Here is a 16,451-nt window from a genome sequence, read left to right as displayed (position 1 = left end):
CGGTCAGTCCTCGTCGGGAAGGATCATGTGCATCGCCCAGGAGACGACCGAGACGATCACGCCACCGAGCACCGCCGTCCAGAAGCCGTGCACGTGGAAGGCGAGGTCGGCCTTGCCGGCGAGCCAGGAGGTCAGCAGCAGCATCAGCGCGTTCACGACCAGAGTGATCAGGCCGAGCGTGAGGATGAACAGGGGGAGGGACAGCAACTTCACGACGGGCTTCACGAGGAAGTTGACCAGCCCGAAGATCAGCGCCACGAGGATCAGGGTCAATATCTTGCGGCCGGTGTTCTCGCCGGTCAGCGTGATGTCCTTGAGCAGCCAGATGGCGACGGCAAGTGCCGCGGCGTTGGCGAGCGTCTTGACCAGAAAATGCTTCATGGTGAGATCGTCGCAGACGAGTGTGAATCATCGGAGGGGTGCGAACGGCATGAAGGCATTCAGACTGGAGGAACTGGAAGCAGAGCGGGTCGCGAACGAGGGCGCGTACCTGCAGTTCATCCGGGAACGCAACATGTCGGTCGGGTTGTACGCGCTGGACGCCGGCAGCATCGATCCGCAGCGGCCGCACGCCCAGGACGAGGTGTACCTCGTCGTCAGCGGCCGGGGATTGATCACCGTGGGGGCGGAGACCGAGCCGGTGGCGCGCGGCAGCGTCGTCTACGTGCCGGCCGGGGTACCCCACAAGTTCCATCACATCAGCGAGGATCTGCGGGTGATGGTGGTCTTCTCTCCTCCTGAGAGCTAAGGGTCGGGGCCCCGAACCCGTAGGGGATGAGTCAGGGTCGAGCCGGGGCTGCGAGGCCCCCACGGCGGTGTCCGGCGCCCTAGCATCGTGGGTGATGGAAGAACCGGAGGCGGCAGGAGCGCGGCCCGCGGACGGTGCCATCGGCGCGAAACCAGCGCACCGGACAGATAGCGCGGTACGGCAACGGTACAGACAGCGCGACCGACAGAAAGCAGGGCAGAGCAGTGGCTGGTAAGGGGATACTCGCAGGACTTCCGTGGTGGGTCACCTGGGTTGTGGTGCCCGTCATCCTGATCGTGGTCTTCGGCGGCCTGATCGCCTCCGCGCTTCACTTCCTGATCGGTCTGCTGTTCAAGGTCCTCATAGCGGCGGCTCTGATCGCGGGAGTCATCTACCTGGTCCGCCGCTTCACCGGCTCGTCATCGTCCTCGTCGAAGAGCGACTGGTAAGCGACAGGGCTGCGCCCGGGGGCCGCCCACCACGGCGGCTGGCCGGCTGGCGGGCCGCGTGCGTGCTCCCCACCCCGCACGGGGCCGCTGCGCGGGCGGCGGGCCTTCTCTCAGCGGTCGCCCGCCCCCTCGCAATGGCTGCTCGCCTCCTCGTAGTGGCTGCCCGCCCCGCGCAGTCGTGGTCCGCCTGGGCATCCGCTTCCTCCGGCGGGCGATCACGCGACTCGGTGGTCCTGGATGAGGGTGGCCGAAGGCGAAGGCGAAGGTGAGTTCCGGGCCGAGCGTGACTTCGGGCGGGCATGAGCCCGGGCGGCGTGCCCCTGGGCTACGTGACATCGGACGGGCCCGAGCCCTGGGCGGACGTGGTCTTAGACGGACGTGGTCTTGGGCGGACACGGTTCCGGACGGATGTGGCTCCGGACGGATGTGGTCCAAGGTGACGGCGACGTCTGGGCAAGGGTGGGGCCCAGACGATGGTCGGGCCGGGACGCCGGCGGTGCCTCGGACGACAGCACCCAGACAAGGGACGCCCAGGCAAAGGACACCAAGGGACACCAAGGGACATCCAGGCGAGAGACACCAAGGGACACCCAGGTAAGGGACATAGGGACAAACGCTGCCCCGCTTCGGTCCCCCGCTTCTGCTTCTGCCGGTGTCCGCCTTCCGCCTGTGTCCGCCGCTGGGCCAGGCGGGTTAACTCCCTCTGCTTTCGGCCTATCGGCGCGACGTGCGGAGTTAGAGTGCGGACCGCAGACGTCTTCCGGATGGCGACGTTCCGCATGTTGCGTTCGAACGGCGACGCCCGGACGGTGATCCCGGCCGGCGGCGTTCGGACGACGGCGTTCGGACCGTGGCGTTCGAACGTTGGTGTGCGGATGTCGCGGTGCGGTACGGAGGGCGACGTTCAGGAGGCGCTGCATGAGGCGAGGCCGGGACGGGTGTCACCGCGGGGGGACGGGAGACGCGCGCGGGCGCGGGAGCGGTTCCCGCGACCGGGGTGACCGGGCCCCGTGGCGAGCGGAACCTGGGGGTTGGCGTTGGCAATGGCGAATGGCGAATCCGGCTCTCATCCCACCCTGATCGGATCGGTGCAGCGAGCGCTCCGGTTGCTGGAGGCGGTGGGGGCGCACGAGGACGGGGCGCCCGCCAAACAACTCGCCAGAGAGACCGGGCTGCCGCTGCCGACGACGTACCACCTGCTGCGGACCCTGACCCACGAGGGCTATCTGCGCCGGGAGAACGGTGTGTTCGTCTTCGGGGAGGCGGCCGAAGCCATCGGCCGGGCCGGGGCCAGGCGCCGACAGCGGGCCCAGATCTCGGAAGCGTTGGCCCTCGCGGGCCGGGAGTTGGGAGCCGCCGTCTACTTCGCCGTCTACCGCGAGGGTGAAGTGGAAGTCGTGGCGGTGACCGACGACCCGGAACGGCCGCCGGTGGAGGAGTGGGTCGACTTCCGCAGCACCGCACACGCCCACGCGATCGGGCAATGTCTGCTCGCTCAGCTTGACGACGCAACGAGGAAGGAGCATCTGGCCCGCTATCCCGTGCAGTCCATAACCCCGTTTTCCCTGTGCAGCGAGGACGATCTGCTGTGCCGCCTGGATACGGTGCGTCGCGGTCAGGCCGCCTACGAGAGCCAGGAATATGCCCTCGGCACGGTCTGTTCGGCCATTCCGATCCAGGTTGGCGCCGCCGCGGCGGCCCTGGCGATCTCCCTGCCGGCGGAAGAACTGCATCGATTGCGGTCCGTTACGGATCGACTACGAAAAATGGCGGAGGCGACACTAACGACACTCGCCTTCTCTATCAGTATCTGAAAACTCACTCCTTGTGATCTGCCTGCGCCTGGTCGACGATGGCGTCAATAGGGCTATGGGGGATGTTTCCCGGCCATCTCCGATCAAGTGCGGGGCAGTGGTTGATGACCGACACAGTTCAGGCAGAAGTGATCATGAGCTTCGTCGTCTCCGAGGAGCTTTCGTTCCGGATCCCGGTGGATCTCGACTTCGACAGCGCCGATCCGTATGCCGTCCGTCTCACCTTCGACCTGCCCGGCGATGCGCCCGTGACCTGGGCGTTCGGTCGTGAGCTGCTGCTGGACGGGCTGAGCCGGCCGTCCGGCGAGGGCGATGTGCGGATCGAACCGGCCTCGCCTGCGAACCTCAGCGACGTCTTCATCAGCCTTCAAGTAGGCCTTGAGCGCGCCCTGTTCCGGGTGAGTGCGGCGCCCCTGGTCGCCTTCCTGGACCGTACGGACCGGCTGGTCCCGCTGGGCAAGGAAGAGGTCTACGACACCCTGGAAGCGGTCCTGGACCAAATCCTCACCGAGGCCCCCGCCGGCTGACCCGCCTGGCGTTCCTCGCTCCGGGTCCGGGCCGCGCCTAAGTGGCCACGACACCGGATCGTGCCCCTGGCCGCGAGCAAGCCCGGCCCGTTCCTGGCCGGCTGCGCCCTGGTTGTGTCTCCTGGCCGCGACCGGTTCGCGGTTCCTGATGCGACCTGGGTTCATGCCCACTGGCCGGCATCCGGCATCCCGCCCCGCGCGTACGGGGCGGTGGCCTGGTCGCGCCCACCCAGCCGCTCGCCCCGTGGCCCTGTGGCCCGCGGAGGCCCGTGGCGCGGGGCCAGAGGGTTGGGGGTCTGGGGCCCGGGGTCACGCCCTGCGTTCCCGCGTTCCGGGCGGACGGACGCCTCGCGTCGCCAGCCTCCCGCCGCCGGGCCTCCGAGGTCTCCCGAGCCGCATCTCGGATCCCGGCCCCGGGCGTGCGGTCTCACGAACCTTCCTAGTGCGGGCCGCGCCACCCGACCCTCCCCGCCTTGCCCGCCCCACCCGGTCACCCCGCCCCGACCCTCCCGAGGTCCGGGCGTCGGCTCATCGCCTGCGTCGCTTGCCGCGGCTGCCCCGATGGCCGGAGCTGGCGCGGGTGGTGGCTGCTGCTTGCCCTGGCGTCGCGGCCGTCCCCTGGGGCCCGTAGCTGTCCAGTGGGGCCACTGCACCCGGCGTCCCGGGGGCGTCCGGGGAGGCTGCTCTCGCCCGTGTGCCCGGGACGTCCCGTGAGGCTGCTCTCGCCCGTGTGACGGGCTGCTTGCGGTCGGCTGAGACGACGAGGGCTGCCAGGAGGGTCGTCAGGGGGACCGAGGCCACCAGGCCGATGCTGCCTACCAGGGTGCGGACGATCTCTTCGGCCACCACCTCGCTCGTGGCGACCGTGCTGACGCTGCTCTGTGCGATCGAAAACAGCAAAAGCAAAGGTAGGGCGGCGCCCGCGTAGGCGAGTACGAGGGTGTTGACGACGGACGCGATGTGATCCCGGCCGATCCGCATCGCGGCGCCGTACAGCTTCCGCCAGCCGGCCGACGGGTCCGCCTCGCGCAGTTCCCAGATCGCCGCGGTCTGGGTGACCGTCACATCGTCGAGGACGCCCAGCGATCCGATGATGATGCCCGCCAGCAGCAGTCCGTGGATCTCGATGTTCGGATAGAGGCCGTGCACCAGGCCCGTGGTGTCGTCCGTATTACCGGTCAGCAGCGCCCAGTTGATGAACACCGACCCCAGCAGCCCGATCAGCAGCAGCGACGCGAGCGTGCCGAGTACCGCGACCGAGGTGCGGGCCGTCAGGCCATGGCACATGTACAGCGCGATCAGCATGATCGCGCTGCCCCCGACCACCGCCACCACCAGCGGATCGGAGCCCTGGAGGATCGCCGGCAGGATGAACAGCGTCAGGACGACGAAGCTGGCCGCCAGTGCCACCAGCGCCAGCACCCCGCGCAGCCGTCCCACGACGACGACCGCCAGGGCGAAGATGCCCGCCAGTATCCACATCGGTACGGACCGGTCGACATCGCTGACCGAGTACTGGAGTTCCTTCGGCGCCTTGGGGGAGTACGCCACCACGACGTCCTGGCCGGTGGAGTAGTGCCGGAGGGCGTCCGGTGTCACCACCGTCTGGAAGGTGCGTCCGGCGTTCTCGCCCGTGGTGACCTTGATCGTCGCCTGCTGGCAGGGCTTTCCCTTGGCCGCTTCCCCGGTCGGCTGCTGCCCGGTCGGGGAGGGCGGTTGGGGCTGCTGTTCGGCATGCACATCCGCACAGTTCACCTCCGCCACTTTGATCACGCGGGCCCGTTCGGTGGGTTGGTCGAAGCCCACCCCGGACGGTTTGTGTGGTGGCGCGCCGCCCGGCCATAGTACGAACAGGCCGACCGTCACCGCGGCCGCGAACGGAATCAGCACCGCCGCGATCACCTTGCGCAGATGCCGGGAGACAGGCGCGGCCGGCCCATGCCCATGCCCATGGCTGTGCGACCCGTGCGCATGCCCGTGGCCATGGCTGAGGCTGTGACCATTGCCGCTGCCATGGCTCTGCCGATGCCCCTGCCCCTGCCCCTGCCCGTAACCATGGCCGTGCGCCTGCCCATCCCCGCCCCCAGGCTCGTACGGACCCGACTGCGGCCCCGACTGCGGACTCGACTGTGGAGCCGACCGCGGCCCCGACTGCGCGCCGAATTGCGGACCCGGCTGCGGACCGAGTTGCGGATGGGGCTGTGCGCCGGATCGCGGATCGGACTGAGGGTGCGGCTCGTGAGTGCTCACCGCCCGATCATTGCAAGACGTCGGGCTGCTGTCGGCACCCCGTTCCGACGGGCCCCCTGTTCACTCCGCGGCATCGGCCGCTACCGTGGTGCCACCTTTGCAATCGCGGGAGCTCGGAGCACCGGGCTGAGAGGGCGCTGACCTTCGTCCCAGCGGTGTTTCACGTGAAACACCGGCGGACGGATACCGCTGCGTCGACCGCCGAACCTGTTACCGGGTAATGCCGGCGTAGGGAGTTGGGTCTTATGACTCTGCAGGATGCACGCACGCCCGAAAGCGGAAGCAGTGCCAGCGGCGAGCCGAAGGAGATCGGCTGGCACAAGGGCTATGTCTCCGGATCGCGCCCGGACCTGCGGGTACCGGTCCGGCGAGTGCACCTCACCAACGGCAAGGACGTGACGCTCTACGACACGTCAGGGCCATATACCGACCCGAACATCGAAACCGACGTCCGCCGGGGCCTGGCGCCGCTGCGGGAGAACTGGATCATCGCTCGCGGCGACACCGAGGAGTACGCGGGACGGCCCATGCGGCCGGAGGACGACGGCCTCAAGCACACCTCGCCGCGCGGCGGACTCAAGAACCTCGACGCGGTCTTCCCCGGCCGCCCGCGCCAGCCGCGCCGCGGCCGTAACGGCGCCGCGGTCACCCAGCTCGCCTACGCGCGGCGCGGCGAGATCACCGCGGAGATGGAGTACGTCGCCCTCCGCGAGAACGTGAGCCCCGAGTTCGTACGCGACGAAATCGCGGCGGGGCGGGCGGTGCTGCCGGCCAACGTCAACCACCCGGAGATCGAGCCGATGATCATCGGCAAGAACTTCCTGGTGAAGGTGAACGCCAACATCGGTAATTCGGCGGTCACTTCCTCCATCGAGGAGGAGGTGGAGAAGATGACCTGGGCGACGCGCTGGGGTGCCGACACGGTCATGGACCTCTCCACCGGCCGCAACATCCACACCACCCGCGAGTGGGTGCTGCGCAACTCCCCCGTCCCGATCGGCACCGTCCCGCTCTACCAGGCGCTGGAGAAGGTCGACGGCAAGGCGGAGGAGCTGACCTGGGAGATCTACAAGGACACCGTCATCGAGCAGGCCGAACAGGGCGTGGACTACATGACGGTGCACGCCGGTGTGCTGCTCCGGTACGTCCCGCTCACCGCCCGCCGCAAGACCGGCATCGTCTCCCGCGGTGGCTCGATCATGGCCGCGTGGTGCCTGGCGCACCACAAGGAGTCCTTCCTCTACACGCACTTCGAGGAGCTCTGCGAGATCCTCGCCTCGTACGACGTGACCTATTCGCTCGGTGACGGCCTGCGCCCCGGCTCCATCGCGGACGCCAACGACGAGGCGCAGTTCGCGGAGCTGAAGACGCTGGGCGAGCTGAACACCATCGCCAAGCGGCACGGCGTACAGACGATGATCGAGGGCCCGGGACACGTCCCGATGCACAAGATCAAGGAGAACATCGACCTCCAGCAGGAGATCTGCGAGGAGGCCCCGTTCTACACGCTCGGCCCGCTGACCACCGACATCGCGCCCGCCTACGACCACATCACCTCCGGTATCGGCGCGGCGATGATCGCCTGGTGGGGCACCGCGATGCTCTGCTACGTCACGCCCAAGGAGCACCTGGGCCTGCCGGACCGCGATGACGTCAAGACCGGCGTGATCACGTACAAGATCGCGGCGCATGCGGCGGACCTGGCCAAGGGACACCCGGGCGCCCAGGAATGGGACGACGCGCTCTCCGACGCACGCTTCGAGTTCCGCTGGGAGGACCAGTTCAATCTGGCCCTCGACCCGGACACGGCACGCGCCTTCCACGATGAGACGCTGCCCGCCGAGCCGGCCAAGACGGCGCACTTCTGCTCGATGTGCGGGCCGAAGTTCTGCTCGATGAAGATCAGCCGGAGCATCACGGAGCAGTTCGGCGGTGACGAGGCTTCGACTCCCGAGGAGATCGAGGCAGGGATGCTGGAGAAGTCGAAGGAGTTCGCGGCGGCGGGGAACCGGGTGTACCTGCCGTTGGCGGACTGATCGGTAAAGCGGTGAGTGGTGGGGGCTCCTACAGGGCCTCCACTGCGGCCTCCAGCCACTACCGCCTCCGGCACCGCTGCCTCCGGCAACTGCGGCCTCCGGCCACTACCGCCTCCGGCACCGCTGCCTCCGGCAACTGCGGCCTCCGGCCACTACCGCCTCCGGTCACCGCTGCCTCCGGCCACCGCCGCCCGCCCCCTAGTCCGCCGCCTAGTCCGCCCCCTCGTCCGGCCCCCCGTAATCCGGGCTGGTGAAGTCCGGGCTGGAGTAGCGCGGGCGGGAGGCCGAGGAGCCGGTGTCGGGGCTGGAGAACTCGGGGCGGGTGTATCCGAGGTTCGGGATACGGCTCTCGGAGGCCGGAGTGCGACGGGGGACGTAGCGGACCGGGTCGTCGTCCGGGGTGGCCGTGGGGTCGGCGAGCGCCTCGCGCAGAAAGGGCAGCAGCCCGCGCTCCAGCAGGGCGCGCCGCCATGCCTCCCGGGCCTGGTCCAGCGCCTCGTACAGTTCGTCGGCTCTGGCGGACTCGGCGGACGGGCCGTTGCGCAGTGCGGTGATGACCAGGCAGGTCATCGCGACCAGGGAGCCGGCCGCGGTGAGCGCCGCGAACACCCAGCCGACGCTGATCAGCGGCTGGGCCAGCGACTTGTCCGGGCTGACCGCGCGCAGGACGTAGCCGATGACGAGGAAGAGCACGGCGGCGATACCGGCGAGGACCGGGGCGAGCACGGTGACCACCGCCGCCAGCCCGGCACCGGTGTTTCCGGTCTCGTCCGCGGCCGGATCGGTGGCCGGTCCCGGTGCCCCCTCGCCGTCCTCCCCCTCCTTCCGGGCGGGTGCCGCGGGGCCGGACGCCGGGCCGGACGCGGCCGGAGCCGGGGCCCGCAGCTCGGTACGGAGCTGGACATAGCGTTGGTATTCGGCCGTCGCGCAGGCGGCGATGGCGGTGGTCGCACTGAGCGCCATCGTGCGCAACTGCTCGTTGTTCAGATGCTTTCCCGTGGCGGCGGTGAGGTCGTCCGGGCGGTATTCCGCGGTACGCAGCGCCTCATCAAGGAGCCGCGCGAATTCCGCGCGGTCCTCGTTCAGCAGGTGCGGAGCGCTGTTCATGTGCATCCCCCGATGCTCCGTAGGGCCGTACGGCCGGCGTGGGCCGGGCAGTGGGCGGAAACGGAGGAGAGCCTGCTACGGATAGACCGATGGTAGAGCGACTCCGGTACGGGGTGACAGAGAGTTTGCGGAAATTGAATAACCGCCCGACCGGATCCCGTCGGTCTCTCCCCTCGTTCCTGCCCGTACCGACCGTCCTGCCGGCCCGGGGGATACCTGCCCCGGGAACGCTCAGCCAGTCAGGGGGAGTTGGACGACCAGCAGCTTTCCGGCCATCGTGATACCGCCGTCCATGGCGATGGCCAGACCGTCGGCGTAGACGTGCGGACCGTCGACCGCGATGCCGTCGCCCTCGCCGTCCTCCGTGCCGACCTCGCCCAGGAGGTACGGGATCGGGCTGTGGCCGTGCACGACCCGGTCGCCGCCGTAGGCGTCGAGGAGTTCGCGTACGGCCTGCGAGCCGGCCTCGTCGCGGAAGGCGAAGCGCTTGGTGAACTTCCGGAAGAGGTCCCAGACTTCGTCGGCGTCGCTGCGGGTGAGGACCTCGTGGACGGTGTCGTTGACGGCCTCGATGGAGTCGCCGTATTCGAGGTAGGCGGTGGTGTCGGAGTGCACGAGCAGATGCCCGTCCTCCTCCATCACGGCGTCCAGCCGGGCCATCCACTGCAGGTGGTGGTCCTCCAGGCGGTCCATGTCGGTCTTCTGGCCGCCGTTGAGGAGCCAGGCGGCCTGGAACGAGGCGGTGCCGGCGCCGGACTGCACCGGGGTGTCGCCGAACCGCTTGGCGCCCAGCAGCAGCAGCTCGTGATTGCCCATCAGGGCCTTGCAGTAGCCGCCGGCCGCCGCGGCCTCCGCGGACAGCTGCATGACCAGGTCGATCACGCCGATGCCGTCCGGGCCGCGGTCGGTGAAGTCGCCGAGGAACCACAGCCGGGCGTTGCCGGCCGCCCAGCTGCCGTCGGCGTCGATCAGGCCCTCGGCGGCCAGCGCCTCGCGCAGCTCGTCGTAGTAGCCGTGCACATCACCGACGACGTAGAGGGGGCCCATGCCCCCGGGCGCGTCGGAGCTCATGGCCGGTTCGGGGACCACGACGGACGGCCGGTCGATGAGCGTGTCGGTACGTCCCGGCGTGACGACCGGGAGGTCGCGGGCGGTCGGGGTGTAGTCCTCGGGCAGCTCGGCGGGCTGGGTGGCCGGCGGCACCGCGGGGGGCGCGGTGGGCGGCGCGACCGGGGGGCCGGCGGGCAGATGGAGCGGCGGGCCGGGCGGCGGCACGGGGGACCCTGCGGACGCACCGGCGGACATTCCGGGCGGCGGAACGGACGCCGGAGCTTGTCCTGCCATGGTCCACACCATGGGTCCCTGACTGGCCCCCTGAGTCATCGACCCCTCCACCGTTGCGCCGCCGTGCACCTCTCGGACCTTGCCTGGTCGACGGCGGTCCGCGGTGTCGTGCGCCCATCATAGGAATGCCGATCGCGGGTTGTGACGCACCCGGGGGTGGTCAATCCGCAGGAGCCTGGCATTCGCGGATGATTTCTCCCGGGATCGCCCTGTTTTTTCTGCGTCAACGCGGGCGCCCCGGCGTCGTCCGGCGCGCCCGATCGTTCGTGTTCGGCGGCACGTTCAGTCGCCGGCCGGTCCTCGTGGCGGGCTGACGGTCGTGCGCGGGGACCGTCGCTGGGAGGAGGTGCGCACGATCAGATCGGTCGGTATCACCTGCTCGATCGGGCGTCCGGTGTCGAGTCCCTCGATGGCGTCGATGAGGATCTGCACGACGGCGGTGCCGATCCGGCGCGGTTTGAGGGAGAGCGTGGTGATCGGCGGTTCGGTCGTGGCGTAGACGGTGGACTCGCTGCAGCAGACCAGCAGCAGGTCCTCCGGGACGCGCAGGCCGTAGCGCCGGGCGGCGGCGAGCAGATCGGTGCCGTTGGGGTCGAAGAGGCCGTAGACGGCGTCCGGCCGGTCCGGGCGGGCGAGCAGCCGGTCGGCGGCCACCGCGCCCGCGCACGGGTCGTGGGCCGGGTACGACTCGTAGACCGGGTCCTGTCCGACCCGCTCGCACCAGTGCAGGTAGGCGGTGGTCGAGAGGCGGGTGTAGGTGTCGGTGGTGGTGCCGGTGAGCAGGCCGATGCGGCGGGCGCCGGCGTCGGCGAGGTGGTCGAGCAGGCCGAGGACGGCTGCCTCGTGGTCGTTGTCGACCCATCCGGTGACCGGCAGGGCGCCGCCGGGGCGGCCGTCGGAGACCACCGGGATGCCGTGCCGGACGAGTTCGGTCACGACCGGGTCGCCGTCGGCGGGGTCGATGACGACGGTGCCGTCCAGGGCGACGTTGGACCACACGTCGTGCCGGGAGGTCGCGGGGAGGATGACCAGCGCGTAGCCGCGGGCCAGGGCCGCGGAGGTGGCCGCTCTGGCCATCTCGGCGAAGTACGCGAACTCGGTGAAGGTGAAAGGTTCATCCCCGTACGTGGTCACGGTCAGGCCGAGGAGCCCCGACTTTCCGGTACGGAGGGTGCGGGCGGCTGCGGACGGGCGGTAGCCCAGCCGGTCGGCCACCTCGCGGACATGGCTACGGGTGGCATCCGGAAGCCGGCCCTTGCCGTTGAGCGCGTCGGAGACGGTCGTGATCGACACACCGGCTGCGGCGGCCACATCGCGGATGCCCGCCCGCCCCAGCCGGCGGCCGGTCGCCCGGCTCACCTGGTGCTTCCCTGCTGCTGTCATGGCGAGCCGATAGTAGGGCTCGGTAGGGCCATTCGCGGGGCGTTGACTGCGATGGCGGAAAGGCACGTTTCTGCAAGGTGATTTACCGTCAAATACCTTACGAATAAAGGTAGTTGTGGGTTGCACTAGCTGTTTGAGGGGAGATTTACCGGCTCGACCTGTCGATCGGTTCAGGTCTCGAAGAGGTCTCAAGTCACCTTGACGAGGGATGCGCGCCACGGCGCAGGCCACCGGCGCGCGGCGGCGAGCGGGGCGCGCCCCTCAGGTCTCGCGCTGGCCCCGTCCGGGTGATCTTGGTGCACGGGTGCGGAGGGTTGCGCCGCGCGCACGCGTTCCGGCCGGGGCTGCCGCCGAACGGGTCAATCCTCTTAAGGTGTGCAGTATTGGAGATGGACGGGACGGTCGAGGAGGACCTGCGGTGAGCGAGAAGACCCCGAAGCTGCGTACGGCGCTGGACGGTATCCCCACCTACAAGCCGGGGCGGCCGGCGCCGGCCGACGGTCCCGTCACCTACAAGCTGTCCTCCAACGAGAACCCCTATCCGCCGCTGCCGGGTGTCCTGGAGAGCGCGGTGACCGCCGCGGGGGCCTTCAACCGTTACCCGGACATGGCCTGCACGGGCCTGATGGCGGAGCTGGCCGACCGGTTCTCGGTGCCGGTGGAGCACCTGGCGACCGGCACCGGGTCGGTGGGTGTGGCCCAGCAGCTGATCCAGGCCACGGCCGGCCCGGGCGACGAAGTGATCTACGCCTGGCGGTCGTTCGAGGCGTACCCGATCATCACCCAGGTGTCCGGGGCCACCTCCGTACAGGTCCCGCTGACCTCCGGTGAGGTGCACGATCTCGACGCGATGCTCGCGGCGATCACCGACCGGACCCGGCTGATCTTCGTCTGCAACCCCAACAACCCCACCGGTACGGTCGTCCGCCGTGCGGAGCTGGAGTCGTTGCTGGACCGGGTGCCGGGCGACGTCCTGGTGGTGCTGGACGAGGCGTACCGCGAGTTCATCCGCGATGCCGAGGTGCCGGACGGGATCGAGCTCTACCGCGACCGCCCCAACGTCTGCGTGCTGCGGACCTTCTCCAAGGCGTACGGCCTGGCCGGGCTGCGGGTGGGGTTCGCGGTGGCGCACGAGCCGGTGGCGGCGGCGCTGCGGAAGACGGCGGTGCCGTTCGGGGTGAGCCAGCTGGCGCAGGACGCGGCGGTGGCGTCGCTGCGCAGCGAGCAGGCCCTGCTGGAGCGGGTGGACGCGCTGGTGGCCGAGCGGACGCGGGTGGTCGACGGGCTGCTCGGGCAGGGCTGGACGGTGCCGGAGACCCAGGCCAACTTCGTCTGGCTGCGGCTGGGGGACCGTACGACCGACTTCGCGGCGGCGTGTGAGCGGGCCGGCGTGGTGGTGCGGCCGTTCGCCGGCGAGGGCGTCCGGGTCACGATCGGGGAGACCGCGGCGATGGATCTGTTCCTGCAGGCGGCGGAGGAGTTCCGCAAGGCGCTGTAAGCCGCTGAAAGACGCCGGCAGGCGCGCTGGAAGGCCCTGCAAGGCGTTGCGCGGCGGTATCGAGGCCGCGGGTCCGCCGACCCGCGGCCTTCCGCTCGGGGTGCGGCGTCGCTCACGCCTGCTCTATGCGGATGGGGTCGCCGCTGCGGACGGTGGCCAGCGCCCGCGGATCGCCGTCGATGCGGCCCAGCACATTGCAGGGGGAAGCCAGCCGGGGCTCGTCGCCCTCGGAGATCGGCGTGGGGCCGTAGGGGAGCGCGAGGGCGTTGCCCGGTGGCCAGAAAGCGACGGTGCCGGCGTCGACGACCTGGCGGGCGTCGGGTTCCAGCGCGGGTGAGAGCCCGGTGTCGAAATAGACCTCCTCGCCCCAGGTGTGGGCGGTGGCGTCGATCGGGAGGGCGGCCATGAGGGCCGCCGCGCTCGGGGTGTCGTCGAGGGTCGCGGTCAATTGCCCGGCGGGCCAGGTGATACGGATCTTCATGGCGATGAATTCAACAATGTGTTGAAGGCTCGCGGAAGAGGGTGTCCACACTCGGAGAAAGGGCGCCTGCGACCTCCGTGGAAATGTTCATATGCCATGGATTCGAGCGTGACCGCAGTCACGTACCCCCCTTACTCAAGGGCGAGGAGCCATGGGAGATAATTGCTTGTGAATGTGAACGCGTTCACAAGCCCGTCCCGGTATTTACCGCTTTGTGTGACGCAAAAGGGACATTGCCGTTGGCAAACGGCGAGGTAAGGAGCACGGCATGGAACTGGCCTTGGCGCCGGAGACACTGGCGCGATGGCAATTCGGCATCACCACCGTCTACCACTTCCTCTTCGTCCCCCTGACGATCTCGCTCGCCGCTCTGGTGGCGGGACTGGAGACCGCATGGGTGCGCACGGGCAAGCAGCAGTACCTCAAGGCCACGAAGTTCTGGGGCAAGCTGTTTCTGATCAACATCGCGATGGGCGTCGTCACCGGCATCGTGCAGGAGTTCCAGTTCGGCATGAACTGGTCCGACTACTCGCGGTTCGTCGGTGACGTCTTCGGTGCCCCGCTGGCCTTCGAGGCGCTGATCGCGTTCTTCTTCGAGTCGACCTTCATCGGCCTGTGGATCTTCGGCTGGGACAAGCTCCCCAAGAAGATCCACTGCTTCTGCATGTGGATGGTCTCCATAGGCACGATCCTGTCGGCGTACTTCATCCTGGCCGCGAACTCCTGGATGCAGCACCCGGTCGGCTACAAGTACAACGCCACCACCGGCCGCGCCGAGCTCACCGACTTCCTCAAGGTGCTGACCCAGGACACCACCCTGGTCGTCGTCTTCCACACGCTGACCGCGGCCTTCCTCACCGGCGCCGCCTTCATGGTCGGTATCTCCGCCTTCCACCTGATGCGCAAGAAGCACATCAAGGTCATGCGGACCTCGCTGCGGCTCGGGCTGATCACCCTCGTCATCGCCGGCATCCTCACCGCGGTCAGCGGTGACCAGCTCGGCAAGGTCATGTTCAAGCAGCAGCCGATGAAGATGGCCGCCGCCGAGGCGCTCTGGGACAAGGAGGCGCCGGCGCCGTTCTCGGTCTTCGCCTACGGAGACGTGGAGAAGGGCCACAACAAGGTGGCCATCGAGATACCCGGCCTGCTCTCGTTCCTGGCCCACGACGACTTCTCCTCGCCGGTCCCCGGCATCAACGACGTCAACAGGTCCGAGCAGCAGAAGTTCGGCCCCGGCGACTACCGGCCCAACATCCCCGTCGCCTACTGGGGCTTCCGCTGGATGATCGGCTTCGGCATGTCGTCGTTCGCCATCGGGCTCGCCGGGCTCTGGCTCACCCGTAAGAAGTTCTGGCTGGCGCCCGGGCTGCGCACGGGCGACGAGGAACCACCGAAGCTCGCGCTCACCAAGAACAAGGTGCTCGGCGCCCGCCTCAGCAAGTGGTACTGGTCGCTCGCCTTCGTCACCCTCGGCTTCCCGCTGATCGCCAACTCGTGGGGCTGGATCTTCACCGAGACCGGCCGGCAGCCCTGGGTCGTCTACGGCGTGCTGCGCACCTCCGACGCCGTCTCCCCCGGCGTCTCCCAGGGCGAGGTGCTCACCTCGATGATCGTCTTCACCACGCTCTACGCGATCCTCGCCGTGGTCGAGGTCAAGCTGCTGGTGAAGTACGTCAAGGCCGGGCCCCCGGAGCTCACCGACGACGACCTCAACCCGCCCACCAAGATCGGCGGGGACAGCGCCGACGCCGACCGGCCGATGGCCTTCTCGTACTAGGAGGCGACCGTGCAACTCCACGACGTCTGGTTCGTTCTCATCGCCGTCCTCTGGACCGGATACTTCTTCCTCGAAGGATTCGACTTCGGGATCGGCGTCCTCACCAAGCTCCTCGCCCGCGACCGCAGCGAGAAGCGGGTACTGATCAACACCATCGGCCCGGTCTGGGACGGCAACGAGGTCTGGCTGCTCAGTGCGGGCGGGGCGACCTTCGCCGCCTTCCCCGAGTGGTACGCCACCCTGTTCTCCGGCTTCTACCTGCCGCTGCTGCTGATCCTGGTCTGTCTGATCGTGCGCGGTGTGGCCTTCGAGTACCGCGCCAAGCGGCCCGAGGAGCGCTGGCAGCGCAACTGGGAGCACGCGATCTTCTGGACCTCGCTGCTGCCCGCGGTGATGTGGGGCGTGGCGTTCGGCAACATCGTGCGCGGGGTGAAGATCGACGCGCACAAGGAGTACGTCGGCGGCCTGCTCGATCTGCTCAACCCGTACGCGCTCCTCGGTGGCCTGGTCACGCTCACCCTCTTCACCTTCCACGGCGCGGTGTTCGCCTCGCTCAAGACGGTGGGGGACATCCGGGAGCGGGCGCGCAGGGCGGCGGGCGTCCTCGGACTGGTCGCGGCCGTGCTCGCGGTCGGTTTCCTGGGCTGGACCCAGGCCGACAAGGGCGACGGCAGCAGCCTGATCGCCATGATCATCGCGGTGGCCGCGCTGGTCGCGGCGCTGGGCGCCAACAGGATCGGGCGCGAGGGGTGGGCGTTCGCCTTCTCCGGACTCACCATCGCGGCGGCGGTCGCCATGCTGTTCCTCACGCTCTTCCCGAACGTCATGCCGTCCACGCTGAACGAGGGCTGGAGCCTCACGGTCAGCAACGCCTCGTCCAGCCCCTACACCCTGAAGATCATGACCTGGTGTGCGGGGATCGCCGCGCCCCTCGTGATGCTCTACCAGGGCTGGACGTACTGGGTGTTCCGTAAGCGCATCGGCACCCAGCACATCGCCGAATCCCACTAGCCGAAACGCCGCCCCTCGGGGCGGCA

Annotated in this window: 14 protein-coding genes and 1 riboswitch; of the genes, 8 read left to right on the top strand and 6 right to left on the bottom strand. The window is 69.1% G+C overall.

Annotated features, from left to right (window positions below):
* Positions 1–3: 3 nt before the first annotated feature.
* A complete protein-coding gene (locus ACFV1J_RS06900) occupies positions 4–381 on the bottom strand; it encodes a phage holin family protein (RefSeq protein ID WP_385856192.1) in 378 nt (125 codons plus the stop codon).
* Positions 382–430: 49 nt separating this feature from the next.
* Between ACFV1J_RS06900 and ACFV1J_RS06895 the strand changes: the two genes are divergently transcribed.
* The 4 genes from ACFV1J_RS06895 to ACFV1J_RS06880 all read left to right on the top strand — a co-directional run bounded on the left by ACFV1J_RS06895 (position 431) and on the right by ACFV1J_RS06880 (position 3,538).
* On the top strand, positions 431–748 hold the full coding sequence (locus ACFV1J_RS06895; RefSeq protein ID WP_385856191.1) for a cupin domain-containing protein: 318 nt from the start codon (positions 431–433) through the stop codon (positions 746–748).
* A 224-nt stretch (positions 749–972) separates the two neighbouring features.
* Complete coding sequence (locus ACFV1J_RS06890; RefSeq protein WP_385856190.1) at positions 973–1,197, top strand: DUF5326 family protein; 225 nt, start codon at positions 973–975, stop codon at positions 1,195–1,197.
* A gap of 1,043 nt (positions 1,198–2,240) precedes the next feature.
* Entirely contained in the window at positions 2,241–3,011 is a 771-nt protein-coding gene (locus ACFV1J_RS06885) for an IclR family transcriptional regulator (protein ID WP_385856430.1), read from the top strand.
* 104 nt (positions 3,012–3,115) lie between these two features.
* Positions 3,116–3,538, top strand: coding sequence for an SsgA family sporulation/cell division regulator (locus tag ACFV1J_RS06880; protein ID WP_385856189.1), 423 nt, complete (start codon positions 3,116–3,118; stop codon positions 3,536–3,538).
* A gap of 528 nt (positions 3,539–4,066) precedes the next feature.
* Here ACFV1J_RS06880 and ACFV1J_RS06875 read toward each other — a convergent pair.
* Positions 4,067–5,788 (bottom strand): YibE/F family protein, encoded by a 1,722-nt coding sequence (locus ACFV1J_RS06875; RefSeq protein ID WP_385856188.1) that lies wholly within the window; start codon positions 5,786–5,788, stop codon positions 4,067–4,069.
* A gap of 95 nt (positions 5,789–5,883) precedes the next feature.
* A riboswitch (TPP riboswitch) is annotated at positions 5,884–6,040 on the top strand.
* On the opposite strand from ACFV1J_RS06875, the gene thiC reads away from it, so the two are divergent.
* Positions 6,034–7,824: a phosphomethylpyrimidine synthase ThiC gene (gene thiC, locus ACFV1J_RS06870; RefSeq protein ID WP_385856187.1), complete on the top strand. Its 1,791-nt coding sequence runs from the start codon at positions 6,034–6,036 to the stop codon at positions 7,822–7,824. Its footprint overlaps the riboswitch before it by 7 nt.
* A 210-nt stretch (positions 7,825–8,034) precedes the next feature.
* Here thiC and ACFV1J_RS06865 read toward each other — a convergent pair whose 3' ends face one another.
* From ACFV1J_RS06865 to ACFV1J_RS06855, 3 genes are all read right to left on the bottom strand, one after another.
* Positions 8,035–8,937: a hypothetical protein gene (locus ACFV1J_RS06865; protein WP_385856186.1), complete on the bottom strand. Its 903-nt coding sequence runs from the start codon at positions 8,935–8,937 to the stop codon at positions 8,035–8,037.
* Positions 8,938–9,162: 225 nt separating this feature from the next.
* Positions 9,163–10,275: a metallophosphoesterase gene (locus ACFV1J_RS06860; protein WP_385856185.1), complete on the bottom strand. Its 1,113-nt coding sequence runs from the start codon at positions 10,273–10,275 to the stop codon at positions 9,163–9,165.
* Positions 10,276–10,557: 282 nt separating this feature from the next.
* Positions 10,558–11,658 carry a LacI family DNA-binding transcriptional regulator gene (locus tag ACFV1J_RS06855; RefSeq protein WP_385856184.1) on the bottom strand — a complete coding sequence of 367 codons (1,101 nt, stop codon included), beginning with the start codon at positions 11,656–11,658 and terminating at the stop codon, positions 10,558–10,560.
* Between the two features lie 418 nt (positions 11,659–12,076).
* Here ACFV1J_RS06855 and hisC point away from each other — a divergent pair, with 418 nt between their 5' ends.
* The gene (hisC, locus tag ACFV1J_RS06850; RefSeq protein WP_385856183.1) at positions 12,077–13,156 is read left to right on the top strand and encodes a histidinol-phosphate transaminase; all 1,080 of its coding nucleotides are present in this window, start codon (positions 12,077–12,079) and stop codon (positions 13,154–13,156) included.
* 112 nt (positions 13,157–13,268) lie between these two features.
* Here hisC and ACFV1J_RS06845 read toward each other — a convergent pair whose 3' ends face one another.
* Positions 13,269–13,637 carry a cyclophilin-like fold protein gene (locus ACFV1J_RS06845; RefSeq protein ID WP_385856182.1) on the bottom strand — a complete coding sequence of 123 codons (369 nt, stop codon included), beginning with the start codon at positions 13,635–13,637 and terminating at the stop codon, positions 13,269–13,271.
* A 268-nt stretch (positions 13,638–13,905) separates the two neighbouring features.
* On the opposite strand from ACFV1J_RS06845, the gene ACFV1J_RS06840 reads away from it, so the two are divergent.
* Both ACFV1J_RS06840 and cydB read left to right on the top strand, forming a co-directional pair.
* The gene (locus ACFV1J_RS06840; protein WP_385856181.1) at positions 13,906–15,414 is read left to right on the top strand and encodes a cytochrome ubiquinol oxidase subunit I; all 1,509 of its coding nucleotides are present in this window, start codon (positions 13,906–13,908) and stop codon (positions 15,412–15,414) included.
* A gap of 9 nt (positions 15,415–15,423) precedes the next feature.
* A complete protein-coding gene (gene cydB, locus ACFV1J_RS06835) occupies positions 15,424–16,425 on the top strand; it encodes a cytochrome d ubiquinol oxidase subunit II (RefSeq protein WP_385856180.1) in 1,002 nt (333 codons plus the stop codon).
* The last annotated feature ends 26 nt before the right edge of the window (positions 16,426–16,451 follow it).

The sequence above is a fragment of the Streptomyces sp. NPDC059649 genome (assembly GCF_042734445.1).
In the GTDB taxonomy this organism is placed as follows: domain Bacteria; phylum Actinomycetota; class Actinomycetes; order Streptomycetales; family Streptomycetaceae; genus Streptomyces.
Note: the sequence above shows the minus strand (reverse complement) of the source record. Positions and strands in the feature narration are given on the sequence as shown.